A 14,998-nucleotide genomic window follows, 5' to 3' on the forward strand; every position below is an offset into this window, starting at 1 on the left:
GCCAGTTTCATGACCGAGACCCAGACTCTGCCCGCCCCGCAAGCCCTGCCCGGCGATGTGATCGCGCGTCTCAGAGCCGCGCTTGGCGCCAAGGGCTGGAGCCAGGACGCGCATGAATTGCAGCCCCACATCACCGATTGGCGCGGTCGCTTTCAAGGCCAGACGCCAATCCTGCTCAAGCCCGCCAATACCGCCGAAGTCGCGGCTGCGGTGAAGATCTGCCACGACGCTGGCATCGCCATCACCCCTCAGGGCGGCAATACCAGCCTGTGCGGCGCTTCGACACCGCAGGGTGAAGTGCTGATCACGCTCAAGCGCATGAACGCCGTGCGCGAGATCGACCCCGACAATGACTCGATGACGGTCGAGGCCGGCTGCATCCTGGAAAGCCTGCAAACCACCGCCGCCGAGGCCGGTCGGCTTTTCCCTCTGAGCCTGGGCTCACAGGGCTCGGCGATGATTGGCGGACTAATCTCAACCAATGCCGGCGGCGTGCACGTCCTGCGCTACGGCATGACGCGCGAGCTGGTGCTCGGGCTGGAAGCCGTGCTGCCCGACGGCACGATCTGGTCGGGCCTGACGGGTCTGCGCAAGGACAATACCGGCTATGATCTCAAACAGCTGTTGATCGGGGCCGAAGGCACGCTCGGCATCATCACGGCTGCAACCCTGAAACTCTTCCCGCGCCCGGCCAAGATGGAGCTGGCGTTTTGCGGCCTGAAATCGGTTGAGGATGCAGTCTCCTTCCTTTCCCTCGCCAAGAAAGTTTCCGGCGGTGCCGTGACCGCCTTCGAGATCATGCCGCGACTGGCGCTGGAATTCGTCTGCGCCTTTGTGCCGGGCACGCGCGATCCGCTCGATACCTCGCACGCCTGGTATGTGGTCTGCGAGATGAGCTTTGGCCGCCTCAATGGCGCGCGCGAAACGCTTGAGGATGCCCTGGGCCAAGCCTTCGAGGCCGAGCTGGTCCAGGACGCCGTGATCGCCGAAAATGAGAGCCAGGCGCTCGATTTCTGGCGTTTGCGCGAAAGCATCGCGCTGGCCGAACGCGAGCAGGGCACAGCGATCAAGCACGACATCTCGATCCCGGTCTCCAAAATGGCCGCCTTCATCGAGCTCGCTTCAGCCCGGCTCAAAACCATCTTCCCCGACGGCATCGTCGTCGCCTTCGGCCATGTCGGCGACGGCAATGTGCATTACAATCTCGTCGGCCCCGACGCCGCAACGCAACAGGCGATGATGGCCAAGTCCGACGCCATCTCGACCTGCGTCTATGACACTGTCGATGAATTCGGCGGCTCAATCTCGGCCGAACACGGGATCGGCATTTTGAAACGCGAAGAATTGGCGGCCCGCAAACCGGTCGATGTCGCCGTGATGCGCGCCATCAAACAGGCGCTGGACCCCAAGGGGATCATGAACCCACGGGTTTTGCTGGGCTAGCCAACACCCTGCCCCTTCCCCCGCAGCGATCCTTTGCCTATCTCTCCCCCCAAGGAGACCACCCATGCTGATTCTGCTTTCGCCCGCCAAGAACATGAATTTCGACGACATCGATCGTGAGCTGCCCGCAACGACGCCCGCGCTGCTCGACGAGACGCGAACGCTGTCGAAGACGACGCGCGGGCTTTCGACGTCGAAGATCAAATCGCTGATGAAGATCAGTTCCGATCTGGCCAAGCTCAATCGTGAGCGGTTCCGGGCCTTTGACGCCGATCAGCCCGGCAGCAAGCAGGCTGCCTTGGCATTCGCCGGCGAGGTCTATCGCGGGCTTGAAGCCGGCACGCTGAGCGATGATGATCTCGCTTGGGCGCAGGACCATGTGCGCATTCTATCGGGCCTGTATGGCGCCCTGCGTCCGCTCGATGGGATCCATCCTTATCGCCTCGAAATGGGCCGCAAGCTGCACACGCGGCGCGGCGAGAGCCTGTATGATTTCTGGGGCGACAAGATCGCGCAGCATCTCAATGAACTCCAGGCTGATGACAAGGATCCGGTGGTGCTGAACCTGGCCTCCAACGAGTATTTCAAATCCGTCGACCGCACAGCGCTGAAAGCGCGCGTCATCACCGCCAGCTTCAAGGAAGAAAAAGACGGCGAAGCGCGCATGCTGATGGTGTTCGCCAAGAAGGCCCGCGGCATGATGGCGCGCTGGGCAATCGAGAACCGGATCAGCGATCCGGCCGATCTGGTGAAGTTCGATGCCGGTGGCTATGCGTTTGACGCGGCGGGATCGAGCGAAGGCGATCTGCTGTTCACGCGGCCACAGCCGGCCGCACCGGGTGCCAAAGCGAAGGCGGAGGCCTGACGGCGAACTTCTTCCCCGCACGCCAGAGCTGTGATATGGTCCAAGGGCCGCTGGAGACGGGTGCGACCGCCTCCATTGGCCGCCCTTAGGCGATGGAGAACCGGATCAACAGCGTCCAGCCGCCGATCCGCTTTCTCCTCACCCAAAGGACGAGGCAGCATTTCGGAAACCGAAACATTGCTCCCTCCTTGGATTGCGCCGGCCCCAACGTGGCCGGCGTTTTCATTCTAGCACAATTGCTCTCTATACGTGTATGATACAAAAACACGCGCATACGACACCTTGACCCGCCCCCACCAATCCAGTCTCTTCGCACCTGCACAAACTGATAGGTGAGTCATGTCTGCAATCCGTACCGACCTTGCTGGCCAGGTAGCCCTCATTACCGGCTCGACCAGCGGAATTGGCCAGGCGATGGCCGAGGCGCTTGCCTCCAATGGCGCGAATATCGTGCTCAATGGGCTGGGCGATGCGGACGAGATCGGGGCCCTGCGCGCGAAGATCGCGGCGGATCATGGCGTCGAGGTGCGCTATCATGGCGCCAATATGCTTGTGCCTGACGAGATCGCCGCCATGGTGGCCTATGCGGAGCGTGAATTCGGGCGGTTGGACATATTGCTCTCCAATGCCGGCATCCAGCATGTCTCCCCTGTCGAGGATTTCCCGGTGCCGAAATGGGATGCGATCATCGCGGTCAATCTGACTGCCGTTTTTCATGCGGCGCGCGCGGCCATTCCGATCATGAAACGCCAAGGGCGCGGGCGCATCGTCAATCTCGCCTCGGTCCACGGGCTCGTCGCCTCACCGTTCAAATCGGCCTATGTCGCGGCCAAGCACGGCGTGATCGGTTTCACCAAGACGCTGGCGCTGGAGATCGCCGAGGATGACATCACCTGCAATGCAATCTGTCCCGGCTATGTCAAAACTCCATTGGTGGAAAACCAGATCGCCGATACCGCCAAGGCGCGCGGCATCACCGAGGAGGAAGTGGTGCGCGATGTGATGCTGGCGGCACAGCCGACCAAGCAATTCGTCACCTTTGAACAACTCGCCGGCGCGCTGCTCTATCTGGTCTCCGATGCGGGCGCCAACGCCAACGGGACCGCGATCACGATTGATGGGGGCTGGACCGCGAAGTGACCGACACCGTTCTCAAGATTGATTATAACGAGCTGCCCGTCACCGACATGGAAGCGGCGAAAGCCTTCTACGCCAAGGCCTTCGGCTGGACCTTCCTCGATTACGGCCCGACCTATGCCGCCTTCGAAAACGCCGGCATTGATGGCGGGCTGCGGCTGGAGGACAAGCCCTTCCCGACCGGCGCCCTGATCCTGCTGCGCGCCGAGGACATCATTGACGCCGAACGCCGTGTCGAAGCGGCCGGGGGTGCGATCATCGAACGGCTGGATTTCCCAGGTGGCCGCCGCTTCCATTTCACCGATCCGAGCGGCAATCAGCTCGCCATCTATTCGGAGCATGGCAAATATGCCTGATGTCCGGCGGCCCATCCCCGGTGCCGGCATCGTGGTCTGGCGCGGCGACGAAGTCCTTCTGATCCGGCGTGGCAAGCCGCCCCATGCGGGCGAATGGTCGATCCCCGGCGGCAAGGTCGAATATGGCGAGACGGTACGTGAAGCGGCGCTGCGCGAACTGATGGAAGAGACCGGCACCACGGCGCGTATTGTCGGGCTGATCGATGTCATCGATGCGATCGGTGGACGCGAAGCGGGCGCATCAGGTGCGGCGGACGACTGGCATTATGTGCTGGCCGATTTCGCCGCCATCTGGACCGGAGGCGAGCCGGTTGCAGCCGATGATGTCACCGAGGCCGCCTTCTTCCCGCTCGACGAAGCCCTGCGCCTGACGCACTGGGACAAGACGCGCGATGTGATCGGACGCGCCCGCGCGATGATCGCTGCCTTGCCCACGCCATAAATCGCGGCAATATGGCGCTGATGCGCACCTTGCCCGCCCTCCTCGCTGCCTGTTTTGTCCTGCTGTTTGCAGCCGGCGCTGTTGATGCGCAAAAGCCGGGCGACCGCAATCCACGTGCGTCTGATCGGGCATCCGAGCGCGCCAGTGCCCGCGAGGCCGAGCGCAATGAGCGAGACCTCCAGCGCGGCATTGACCGGCTCGCCAGCAACACCACACAAAGCCCGAGCACCCAACGCGATATCGGCGATACCGAGCGCGCCTTGCCCTATCTCGCCTATACGCTGGGCGAATTGCATTATCTCGCCTCGGCCTGCGAAGGCCTCGACTCCCAGGCCTGGCGCCAGCGGATGATCGAATTGCTGGCGATGGAAGCTGCGGAGGCCGGGCGCCTGCGTGACCGGTTGATCGAGAGCTTCAATGACGGTTATCGCTCACAACAACGCCGCCGCCCGGTCTGCGGCGAGGAGGTGGATATCGAGCGTCGCGCCCTGGCGCATCGCGGCCATGATCTGTCGGAAATGATGCGCGCCGCCAATTTTGACTGAGCACCGTTGCGACCCCGCCCGGTCATTGACGCAGACTGCGTGGCCGTTGGCGAAATCAACCCTTGCGGGACAAAAGCCCGCACAATACCGGGTGTTCTGTCGTACCAGCCAATGTATAGGTGGGTCTCGCATTCGTGCCGACCCGGGGGAATTGAATGACCGACCGCAGTGCCCAACTCCAATCCTTGAGCATTGACCGCGACGAAGCTCCGACGCGCTCAGGTGTTTCGCTCGTCACCGTCATCAGCCTGCTTGTCGTCACCGCCCTGGTGACAGCCGCGCTGATGTGGTTTTTCGTCACCCCGCAGGCCCCGGCCGCGGCAACGCAGCCTGTCGCCACCAGCTCACCGTCCACGGCCCAGCCGGCAACCGATGCGCCGGCCCCGGCACCGCGCACGTCCGGCCTGGTCGCTTCGGGCTATGTCGTGGCACGCCGTCAGGCGACCGTCTCGGCCGAGATTACCGGCCGTATCCGCGACGTGCTGGTTGAAGAAGGCACGGTTGTCGAAGTCGGCCAGGTTCTGGCGACGCTCGACGACACCCGCGCCCGCATCCAGCTCGACCTGCTACAATCCCAACTCAATGCGTCGACCGCCCGCATCCGCTCGCTCGACGCCCAGCTGGCCGAAGCGCGGCTGGTGGCGACCCGGGCCGAGGAGCTCGCTGCCCGCGATATCGGGCCCCAGGCCAATGTCAGCGCCACCCGCGCCCAGGTCGACAGCCTGACCGCCCAACTCGCCGCCGCGCGCTCCGACCGGGCTGCCGCCGCCGTGATGGTGGTCAGCCAGCAAGACCTGATCGAACGTCACATCGTTCGTGCGCCCTTCGCAGGCGTCGTGATCGCCAAGAATGCCCAGGTCGGCGAAATCCTGTCTCCGGCCTCGGCTGGCGGCGGCTTCACCCGTACCGGCGTCGCCACACTGGTGGACATGGATTCGCTGGAGATCGAAGTCGATGTCAATGAGGGCCAGATCGGCCGCGTTGTCCCCGGCCAGCGCGTCGAAGCCCGCCTCGATGCCTATCCCGACTGGCGCATCCCGGCCCATGTAGAAGCCATCATTCCGACCGCCGATCGCAGCCGCGCCACCATCCAGGTCCGCGTCGCTTTCGACGAACGCGACGACCGCATCCTGCCGGACATGGCCGCGCGAGTGATATTTGTAGAATAGGCCGAGCCGTCCGTATGGACGCGACGCCGGAATGAAACCAATCGTCCGCAATAGCGGCCAAGAGACCCGAATGAGGACCCGTCGATGAGTGACCTGTACCAACTGACCGATCTCTCCAAAGGCTATACGCGTGGACGTGAAGCGATCACGATTTTCGAACATCTGACGATGTCGATCCAGGAGCGTGATTTCATCGCCATCATGGGCCCGTCGGGTTCCGGCAAGACGACCTTGCTCAACCTGCTCGGCGGCATCGACCGGCCAACATCGGGTTCGGTGGAATGCCAGGGCGTGCGCGTCGACAAACTGTCCGAAGGTAAGCTCGCCAAATGGCGCGCCGCCAATGTCGGCTTCATTTTCCAATTCTATAATCTGATGCCAACGCTGAACGCGGCCCAGAATGTCGAATTGCCGCTTTTGCTGACCAGCCTGTCGGGCAAGGCGCGCAAGGAACGCGTTGCCACAGCGCTCGACATTGTCGGCCTGTCAGACCGGGCCCGGCATTCGCCGCGCCAGATGTCCGGCGGCCAGCAACAGCGCGTCGCCATCGCCCGCGCCATCGTTGCCGACCCGAAAGTCCTGCTCTGCGACGAACCGACCGGCGATCTCGATCGCAAATCGGCCGACGAAATCCTGCAGACTCTGCAATTGCTCAACAAGGATCTCGGCAAGACCATCATCATGGTCACGCATGACCCGTCAGCGGCGAAATATGCCCGCCGCGAACTGCATCTCGACAAGGGCCGCTTCGTCGAAAACCTGGAGTCGGCGCAATGAATGACTTCACCCTGATCCGGAAGAATCTATTCCGGAAAAAAATGCGGGCTGGCCTGCTGATCTTCTCGATCATGATTGCCTTCCTGATCTTCGGGGCGCTCGGAGCCTTCTATTCGGTCTGGACCTCGGGATCCTCGACGGCGGCCGATAACCGGCTGGTGACCGTCAACCGGATCAATTTCACTGTCTCCATGCCCTTCGCCTATTGGGCGCGGGTTGAGGCTGTCGAGGGCGTCACCGCGGTGACCCATGCCAGCTGGTTCGGCGGTTATTATCAGGAGCCGGCCAATTTCATCCAGACATTCGCCGTCGATCCGGAATCCTATCTCGCCGTCTATCCCGAACTGACCATGCCGGACGACCAACGTGCCGCCTTCATCAATACGCGCGACTGCTTGCTGGTCGGTGACGATTTGGCAACCCAATATGGATGGAGCATTGGTGACCGCATCCCGCTGCTCTCCAACATCTGGCAAAAACAGGACGGCACATCGAGTTGGGACTTCAATATCTGCGCCATTTTCGACGCGGAAGACGAGAAGGTTCCGGCTAACTACGCGATGTTCCAGTATGATTATTACAATGAGGCGCTGGCCTTCAATCGTGACAATATCGGCTGGATGGTGCTGACCACGGTCGATGCCTCGCAGAATGACCGGATCGCGCGCGAGATCGATGCGCTGTTTGCCAACTCACCGGCCGAAACCGAGACCAGCACCGAAGCGGCTTTCAACGAAGCCTTCATCGCCCAGATGGGCAATATCGCCATGATCCTGCTCTTCGTCGTCGGCGCGGCCTTCCTGACGATTTTGATGATTGTCGGCACCACGATGGTGATGGCGATCAATGAGCGGACCAAGGAGATCGGCGTCATGAAGACGCTCGGCTTCCCGGCACCGCGCATTTTCCGCATGGTGTTGATCGAATCCATCCTGCTCAGCCTGGTCGGCGGCCTGCTTGGCCTCGGTCTGGCAACGCTGGCGGTGACCGGTGTCGCCGCAGCTGTCGCCGGCTTCCTGCCTGGCCTCTCCATGCCGACGACCGTGCTGATCGTCGGCGCTGGTGTCGCGCTGGCGCTGGGCCTCATCACCGGCATTCTGCCTGCCATCAACGCCCAGCGCGTGACCATCGTCACCGCGCTCGGCAAGCTTTAGGAGCGGATCAGATGTTCGACCAAATCGCAGCCGTCACCCTGATCAATCTGCGCTCCATCCCGCAGCGGGCCCTGCTTTCGGGTGCCACGGTCTTCTCCATCGCCCTGGTGGTGATGGTGTTGCTGGGCTTCCTCGCCATGTCCAATGGCTTCAAGCAGACGCTGCAAGGCACTGGCGCCACCGATGTCGCCGTGATGTTGCGCACCGGCTCGCAGACCGAGCTCAATTCCGGCCTTTCCATGGATCAGGTCCGCCTGATCGAGGAAGCGCCCGGCATTGCCCGCGATGCCGCCGGAACGCCGATTGTTTCGGGTGAGCTTTATGTCATCGTAGACGGCCTCAAGCGTGCATCCCAGACCGAAGCCAATCTGCCCCTGCGCGGCGTTGGCCCCGAGGCCCAGTCCCTGCGCCAGGGCTTTTCCATCGTCGAAGGCCGGACCTATGAGCCGGGCACAAATGAGCTGATCGTCGGCGAAGGCATTATCCGTGAATTCTCCGGCTTCGATGTCGGCCAAACGGTTCGACTGGGTTCCAATGAATGGGTAGTCGTCGGGGTCTTCTCAACCGGCGGATCCGTGTTCGACAGTGAAATCTGGACCGATCTGACCGTGATCCAGAATCTGTATCAGCGCGGCACCTCGGTGCAATCAATCCGGGCCCGCCTGACCAGCCCGGAAGCGATCGAAGAGCTCACCGCCTATGCCGAAAACGAACCACGGCTGAATCTGGATATCCAGAACGAGGTCGATTATTTCGCCGGCCAAGCGGGCGGCACCTCCAATCTGATCATGTATCTGGGTTGGCCGCTGGCTATCGCGATGGCCATCGGTGCCCTCGCCGGCGCTTGGAACACGATGTATTCCTCGGTCGATACCCGGATGCGCGAAATTGCCACCCTGCGGGCAATCGGTTTTTCCGGCTTTGCCGCGGCCATCGGGACGATGGTGGAATCACTGATCCTGGCCGCGCTCGGCGGGTTGATCGGTGCGGTTGCTGTCTACCTGATGTTCAATGGTGTCAGCGCCTCGACGCTGGGATCCGGCTTCACCCAGGTGGTGTTCTCCTTCGCCGTCACCTCGGGCTCGATCATCACCGGCATCGTTCTCGCCCTGATCGTTGGCTTCCTCGGCGGGCTGATCCCGGCGATCCGTGCAGCGACCGTGCCGCTACTCGCCGTGCACCGGAGCTAAAGTGAGCGACATGGTGAAGCTCGAACTGAGTGCCGCCGAAGCCATCATCCTGTTCGATGCCCTCAACCGGCTGGTCGATAGCGACGGGCTGCATGATGACGCCGAAGCACTGGCAGCAAGCGCCCTGATCGATCGGCTGGAAGGTCATCTGCCCGTCATTGACGGCGCCGATTATGCCTTTCGGCTGGCGCGCGCCAAGGAAGAGCTGACTGAGGATATCGAGGATTGAGCCGACAGATCGTCAGCCGTAATAATCGTCCTCGGCCTCGCGCAATTTCTCCTCGGCCTTGTGCGGCGGCAGGATTTCCATCTTCACATGGCGGCGGCGATTGGTGGAGATGACGAAGAAGCGCTTGTCGGGATAATCCAGCTTGCACTCCAGCATCGCCGACGTGATCAGATCAACATTCTTGAGATCATCATCCGACATGCCGAAGGAATGCGGCAAATCTCGGCCATACATGTCCAGCCCCGCCTCGACGCAATGGCGAATGGCCCGCCGCTTCAGGCCCGCTGTCGTCATATGGGCGCCGAGCTCATCGCGAATTTCCGGGTTTGAGACGGGATAGATGCCGAGATAATCGGGCTCTTCCGGGATATGCCCGGCATCGACGAGCAGGCGCAGGCCCTGGCGGATGATCTCGCGCGAATGTTGCCGTGCCGTGATGACGGCAATCGGACGGCGCTTGAGCACAGCGTATTTGAAAATATCCCAGGACGGGCCTTTCCAATGGGCACTGTCGAGGGCGCGGCGGACATCGCGCAGCAGATATTCCTCGCCATTGCGATCCTTGCCGTCGGAAAACTCACGATAAGCGCGCGCCGGCGGATCGGCCCAGTCCTCCCACAGTCCGGGCACACCGAGATAGGCCTTGATGTCCTCATACTCGTGCTGGCGCAGGGCCCGCTCTTCGCCGGTCATGGTGTTGAGCAAATGGATCCGCGTTGGCAGATGCAGGATATTTTCGTCGATATCGAAAAAATAGAAGCTTTGGCGTTCCACACCGGTTTCCTTCAGATAAATTGATCAAACGCGGGCGAGGGATTCCTCGAAGCGGACGGGTTCGCCGCTGCCGCCGGTCACAAGCTCGCCATCGCGCATCACGATGCGGCCACGAATTATGGTCCCGACCGGCCAGCCGGTAACGATGTGGCCGGCAAAGGGTGTCCAGCCGCATTTCGAGGCCGACCAAGCGTCGGTGATTTCGCGTCTGGCCTTCATGTCGACCAGGGTGAAATCGGCATCCCAGCCCGCCGCCATGCGGCCCTTGCCGGCAATGCCGAACAGGCGCTGCGCCCCAGCCGAGGTCAGATCGACAAAGCGCTCAATCGTCAGCCGGCCGGCATTGACGTGGTCGAGCATGACCGGGACCATTGTTTGCACGCTGGGCATGCCGGACGGGCATTGCGGATAGGGTTTGGCTTTTTCTTCCAGCGTGTGCGGTGCGTGGTCGGAGCCAAGCAGATCGACAATACCGCGCTGCAGGCCGCGCCAGAGACCGGCGCGGTGATAGGCGTCGCGGATTGGCGGGTTCATCTGGCCGCGCGAACCGATCCGTTCATAGACGTCCGGCGCCTCAAGCGTCAGGTGCTGCGGTGTCGCCTCGACGGACACATAATCGCGATGGTCGGCGAGAAATTCCATCTCCTCGGCCGTCGTCACGTGCAGGACATGGATGCGCTTGCCGGTCTTGCGCGCCAGGCGCACCAGGCGTTTCGTGCTCATCAGGGCTGCTTCCGCATCGCGGACAATCGGGTGGCTGGTACAATCGCCCGCCACGGCGAGGTGGCGGCGGTCCTGCAGGCGATACTCATCCTCAGAATGGAAGCCGGCCCGGCGGCCGATGGCCTGCAGCACGCCCTCGACGCCCTCATCATCGGCAACCAGCAGGGAGCCGGTCGAAGCACCCATGAAGACCTTGACGCCGCAACAGCCCGGCATCCGTTCCATCTCGGCGAGCGCCTTGGCATTCTCTGACGTCGCACCGGCGTAAAAGGCGTGATCGCAATGCATGCGGCCCTTCGCGCGCTTAAGCTTGTCGCGCACCATGTCCGGCGAAGTGGTCGCCGGTTCGGTGTTGGGCATTTCGAACACGGCCGTCACACCGCCGAGCACGGCGGCGAGCGATCCGCTCTGCAGATCCTCTTTCCATTCCAGACCGGGCTCGCGGAAATGCACATGGGTATCGATCACGCCGGGCAGAACCATCAGACCGGTGCAATCGACCTCCTCGCCCGCCGAGGCGCCAGAAAGATCACCGATCTCGCTGGTCTTGCCGCCGATAACGCCAACATCGGCGATGCGGCGGCCATCATGATTGACGACTTCGCCGCCACGCAGAATGAGATCGAAAGTCCGGGTCATTTCGTCACGTCCTTTGCAATAGCGTTGCAGCTGCCTCATACGCCCCTTCGACCTCAAGATCGAGCAACAGGCTTTCCGGGTGCTGGCGGCGATCGTCGAATGCCGCATCGATTTCGTCAAATCCGGCTTGACCGCGAACAATGGCACAATGCGTCCCATAGGGCCCGTAGCGGCGCTCATCGGAGGGGCCAAACAGACCCAAGGTCGGTGTCTGCATCGCTGCGGCCATGTGCATCAGCCCGCTATCATTGCCGATGAAGAGACGCACACGCTGCAAACAGGCGGCGACATCCATCAGGCCAAGCTTGCCAGTCAAATCAATCAAGCCGGCATCGGGCAGAGCCGCATGGATCGGCACCGCTGCGGCCTCGTCCCCCGGACCGCCAAAAATCACCACCCGCGCCCCGGCCATCGCACCGCCCGGCGCCGTCATCCGTTTGACCAACTCGCCAAAGCGCGCGCCCGGCCAGACCTTGTACGGCATCGAGGCCGACGGGCAGATCGCCAACACCGGCGCGCCATCGGGCAAGAGCTCGGCAGCCTTGGCCTCGGCGGCGTCGGAGAGATAGATTTTCGGGTCAGGAACCGTGGCGATCCCCAGCGCACTCGCCGCCTCGGCGACCTTGTGGATCGGGGCGCTGGACTGTTTGAGAATCCGCCGCTCATTCGCCAACAGCGCCCAGGCCGTTGCCGAACAGCGCAGATCAACCACCAGATCCCAGCTCTGCCCCACCGTCTGGCGCCAGAGATCAAACCAGTGGGCACCGGCTTTCTTCTTGCTCATCACGATCACGCGCTCAAGCCGGGGCACGGCGGCAAATAGCGGGGCCGCCAAGGGCCCACAGGCAATCGTGAAGCGCGCTTCCGGCCGGGTTTCGACGAGATAGCGCAGGACGCCGGAATTGATGATGGCGTCACCGATCCGGGTCGATGTGATCAAAAGGACATGATGCATGCTCGCGCAAATACCCCGCATCACCCCACTTGGCCAGTCATCAAGGCAATGCGATAGGAGGGGGATGGAAACCTCAGCCCCCCGCATCCACACCGCCCCTGCCCGCACCATCCTGTCCGTCTCCGGGCCCGAGGCGCGCGCGCTGTTGCAACGGGTCATCACCGCCGATGTCGAAACGCTCGAGCCCGGTCAATGTCGCCCCGGCGCACTCCTGACACCGCAGGGCAAGCTGGCAGTAGACTTCCTGTTGTTCGCCGATGGGGAAACAGTATGGCTGGACGTACCTAACGCGCCCGCCGAAGCGCTCGCCAAACGCCTGTCGATGTTCAAGCTGCGCGCCAAGGCCGAGATCGTGATCAATACCGATCTGGCAGCTTTGTGGAGCGAACACCCGTTTGAAGGCTCGGCGGAAGACCCGCGGTTCGGCGGCACCGTCCATCGCGGTGTCGGCGAGCAGGCGGGCGATACCGTCTCGATCGATGTGCTTGAAATTCTGCACGGAATTCCCGCCTTCGGGCGCGATTACGGCGAGGCCGAAATCTTCCCGACCGATGTCAATCTCGACGTCTATGGCGGTATTGGGTGGAAGAAGGGCTGTTTCATCGGCCAAGAGGTCGTCTCCCGCATGAAACGCCGCGGCACCATCCGCAAGCGCTCGCTTTCCTTGAGCTTTTCCGGCGACGCCCCAGCGCGCGGCACCCCCGTTTTGGCCGGCACCAGCACGATTGGCGAGATCACCTCATCGCACGGCCACGACGCCATCGCCCTGATCCGCCTCGACCGCCTCGAAGCCACCAGCGAGGCCCCACAAGCCGACGGCCAGACCTGCCGCATCGACGTCCCAGAAAATTTGCGTCCCGACGCCCCGGCGGGAAAAGTGTGATTTGTTAGCAGCGTTGGCGCTGGATGACCTGGGCGATCAGTTCAAACACACCAAATTGACCGCAAGCCCAACCAGGCTTGACCAGCGGCGCCCATCGTCCATGTCCGTCCCCGAGCAGGATCAACGCCGAACCATGGCGCTCACGACCGCATGCCTCGGGCAGGAAATTTCGTGGTCATTGACCAGCCCAACCGCCTCCATAAAAGCGTACACAATCACCGGTCCGACAAATTTGAATCCGCGTTTCTTGAGGTCCTTGGAAAGTGCCTGACTGACGGGTGTCTGGGTCGGCAAACCGGACAGTTCGGTGAAGGCGTTCTGTACCGGGACGCCCTCGACATAGCCCCAGAGATAGTCCGAGAAGTCCTCGCCGCGATCACGCATATCCAGATAGGCTTGGGCGTTCGTGATCGCCGCTTCAACTTTCAGCTTGGAGCGAATAATGCCGGGATCGGCGAGCAGGCGCGCGCGGTCGGCATCGGTATAACGGGCAATGATATCCGGGTCGAAACCGTGGAAGGCCGCGCGCATCGTCTCGCGCTTGCGCAATATGGTGATCCAGGCGAGGCCAGCTTGGAAACCATCCAGCATCAGTTTTTCCCACAACGCCCGGCTATCATATTCCGGCACACCCCACTCGGTGTCGTGATACTCGGCATAGATTGGATCGGGGCTGTTGACCCAGGCGCAGCGTTGCATGATGTCCGGACGTCCTTTTTTTTTCTGTGGCGCACTGCATCGGGAATCGACGCGTGCGCCGCGCCAGAATATGTGCGCCCCGAACACCACTCCAGAATCTGCCGCAGCGTGAACGAAATTCATTCTGACACAGCGGCCAGTCTTCGCAAAAGTGAGGGGGACTCACATCTCGAGCGTAGCTATTGTGTGCAAGGATGAGAGGATCGTGAAATGAGTGCGCAATCATCACCGCAGGGGCCGCGCATTGTGCCGCTAGGCCTAACGCTGTCCAGCTTCCTGCTGGTCACCTATCTGCTCTGTATAATCCTCGGCCTGATCGCGCCGGAACGGTTTCACATGCACCAAGCTTGGGCTCCGCTTCTGCCCGGCTTCGAGTGGCTGACACCGCAAGGGGCCCTGTTCGGTGCCATCGGCTCATATCTCTACGGCTGGTACATAGCGGTCCTGTACGTTCCGCTCCACCGGCTGTTTCATCGCTGACTGGCCGCAGTCGGGAAGGTTCGAGGCTGATAGATTAAGGGCGGCACGGGTCGCGCCAGCACCGCCCTCAGGAATCGAATTGGCCAGCCTAGTGCGGCTGGGAATCCTCGCCGTGCTCGTGTCCGGCCTCATCCTCGCTCGTGGCAGGCTCATGCTGATACATCGCGCCGGCATGGTCGTGACCCATCGCGTCGGCATCCTCGCCATGGGCTTCTTCCATCATGGCATGGCACTGTGTCATGCGTTCGCGCATCGCATCGGACATGCCGGCCATGGCCGGCGCATCAGTGGCGGTGTCGGCGGTGGCGCCGCCCTCCATCATTTGATGATGCATGGCCCGGCAATCTTCCATCGTTGGGGCGGAGCTGGCCGACTCCTCGTTCATGGCGCCGTGGTCATGCTCCTGAGCCCAGGCGCTACCACCCAGCACACCCAGGCTGGCTGAGGCAATTAACGTCAAGATGATCGGCTTCATGGTTTCTCTCCTTGGATCAAATATGGCTTGCCCTGTCGTGACAACTTCAAGGCCGCTCACACG

The 14,998-nt window shown here is 62.2% G+C and carries 18 protein-coding genes; 13 read left to right on the forward strand and 5 right to left on the reverse strand.

All coding sequences use genetic code 11. From position 1 onward, the window contains the following. Positions 1 to 9 precede the first annotated feature (9 nt). The 11 genes from AAC029_RS13345 (at position 10) to AAC029_RS13395 (ending at position 9,307) form a co-directional block, all read left to right on the forward strand. Positions 10 to 1,443: an FAD-binding oxidoreductase gene (locus AAC029_RS13345; protein WP_339748628.1), complete on the forward strand. Its 1,434-nt coding sequence runs from the start codon at positions 10 to 12 to the stop codon at positions 1,441 to 1,443. Positions 1,444 to 1,507: 64 nt separating this feature from the next. Beyond that, positions 1,508 to 2,308: a peroxide stress protein YaaA gene (gene yaaA / locus AAC029_RS13350; protein ID WP_339748630.1), complete on the forward strand. Its 801-nt coding sequence runs from the start codon at positions 1,508 to 1,510 to the stop codon at positions 2,306 to 2,308. A gap of 339 nt (positions 2,309 to 2,647) precedes the next feature. After that, entirely contained in the window at positions 2,648 to 3,448 is an 801-nt protein-coding gene (locus AAC029_RS13355; RefSeq protein ID WP_339748632.1) for a 3-hydroxybutyrate dehydrogenase, read from the forward strand. Next, positions 3,445 to 3,801 carry a VOC family protein gene (locus AAC029_RS13360; RefSeq protein WP_339748635.1) on the forward strand — a complete coding sequence of 119 codons (357 nt, stop codon included), beginning with the start codon at positions 3,445 to 3,447 and terminating at the stop codon, positions 3,799 to 3,801. The genes AAC029_RS13355 and AAC029_RS13360 overlap by 4 nt, the downstream gene beginning before the upstream one ends. Beyond that, entirely contained in the window at positions 3,794 to 4,243 is a 450-nt protein-coding gene (locus AAC029_RS13365) for an NUDIX hydrolase (RefSeq protein WP_339748637.1), read from the forward strand. The genes AAC029_RS13360 and AAC029_RS13365 overlap by 8 nt, the downstream gene beginning before the upstream one ends. Before the next feature lie 11 nt (positions 4,244 to 4,254). Then, on the forward strand, positions 4,255 to 4,788 hold the full coding sequence (locus tag AAC029_RS13370; protein ID WP_339748640.1) for a TIGR02301 family protein: 534 nt from the start codon (positions 4,255 to 4,257) through the stop codon (positions 4,786 to 4,788). Positions 4,789 to 4,943: 155 nt separating this feature from the next. Then, positions 4,944 to 5,957 carry an efflux RND transporter periplasmic adaptor subunit gene (locus tag AAC029_RS13375; RefSeq protein WP_339748642.1) on the forward strand — a complete coding sequence of 338 codons (1,014 nt, stop codon included), beginning with the start codon at positions 4,944 to 4,946 and terminating at the stop codon, positions 5,955 to 5,957. An 84-nt stretch (positions 5,958 to 6,041) separates the two neighbouring features. Then, positions 6,042 to 6,734 (forward strand): ABC transporter ATP-binding protein, encoded by a 693-nt coding sequence (locus AAC029_RS13380; protein WP_339748645.1) that lies wholly within the window; start codon positions 6,042 to 6,044, stop codon positions 6,732 to 6,734. After that, a complete protein-coding gene (locus AAC029_RS13385; protein WP_339748647.1) occupies positions 6,731 to 7,888 on the forward strand; it encodes an ABC transporter permease in 1,158 nt (385 codons plus the stop codon). Before AAC029_RS13380 ends, AAC029_RS13385 begins: the two co-directional genes overlap by 4 nt. A gap of 11 nt (positions 7,889 to 7,899) precedes the next feature. After that, positions 7,900 to 9,078: an ABC transporter permease gene (locus AAC029_RS13390; RefSeq protein WP_339748650.1), complete on the forward strand. Its 1,179-nt coding sequence runs from the start codon at positions 7,900 to 7,902 to the stop codon at positions 9,076 to 9,078. A gap of 1 nt (position 9,079) precedes the next feature. After that, positions 9,080 to 9,307, forward strand: a complete 228-nt coding sequence (locus tag AAC029_RS13395; RefSeq protein WP_339748653.1) for a hypothetical protein — start codon at positions 9,080 to 9,082, stop codon at positions 9,305 to 9,307. A 12-nt stretch (positions 9,308 to 9,319) separates the two neighbouring features. On the opposite strand, the gene AAC029_RS13400 is transcribed toward AAC029_RS13395, so the two are convergent. From AAC029_RS13400 to AAC029_RS13410, 3 genes are read right to left on the reverse strand one after another with little or no spacing between them, the layout of a single operon-like run. Then, on the reverse strand, positions 9,320 to 10,081 hold the full coding sequence (locus tag AAC029_RS13400; protein ID WP_339748655.1) for a hypothetical protein: 762 nt from the start codon (positions 10,079 to 10,081) through the stop codon (positions 9,320 to 9,322). Between the two features lie 24 nt (positions 10,082 to 10,105). Beyond that, the gene (locus AAC029_RS13405) at positions 10,106 to 11,443 is read right to left on the reverse strand and encodes a dihydroorotase (RefSeq protein ID WP_339748657.1); all 1,338 of its coding nucleotides are present in this window, start codon (positions 11,441 to 11,443) and stop codon (positions 10,106 to 10,108) included. 4 nt (positions 11,444 to 11,447) lie between these two features. Beyond that, positions 11,448 to 12,398, reverse strand: coding sequence for a glycosyltransferase family 9 protein (locus tag AAC029_RS13410; protein WP_339748659.1), 951 nt, complete (start codon positions 12,396 to 12,398; stop codon positions 11,448 to 11,450). A gap of 64 nt (positions 12,399 to 12,462) precedes the next feature. On the opposite strand from AAC029_RS13410, the gene AAC029_RS13415 reads away from it, so the two are divergent. Next, positions 12,463 to 13,281, forward strand: coding sequence for a hypothetical protein (locus AAC029_RS13415; protein ID WP_339748662.1), 819 nt, complete (start codon positions 12,463 to 12,465; stop codon positions 13,279 to 13,281). A gap of 120 nt (positions 13,282 to 13,401) precedes the next feature. Here AAC029_RS13415 and AAC029_RS13420 read toward each other — a convergent pair whose 3' ends face one another. Then, entirely contained in the window at positions 13,402 to 13,980 is a 579-nt protein-coding gene (locus tag AAC029_RS13420; RefSeq protein WP_339748665.1) for a DNA-3-methyladenine glycosylase I, read from the reverse strand. 210 nt (positions 13,981 to 14,190) lie between these two features. Here AAC029_RS13420 and AAC029_RS13425 point away from each other — a divergent pair, with 210 nt between their 5' ends. Beyond that, on the forward strand, positions 14,191 to 14,460 hold the full coding sequence (locus tag AAC029_RS13425) for a DUF5676 family membrane protein (protein WP_339748668.1): 270 nt from the start codon (positions 14,191 to 14,193) through the stop codon (positions 14,458 to 14,460). 88 nt (positions 14,461 to 14,548) lie between these two features. On the opposite strand, the gene AAC029_RS13430 is transcribed toward AAC029_RS13425, so the two are convergent. Next, complete coding sequence (locus tag AAC029_RS13430) at positions 14,549 to 14,935, reverse strand: hypothetical protein (protein WP_339748670.1); 387 nt, start codon at positions 14,933 to 14,935, stop codon at positions 14,549 to 14,551. Between the last annotated feature and the right edge of the window lie 63 nt (positions 14,936 to 14,998).

This window comes from uncultured Maricaulis sp. (genome assembly GCF_963975345.1).
GTDB lineage: Bacteria > Pseudomonadota > Alphaproteobacteria > Caulobacterales > Maricaulaceae > Maricaulis.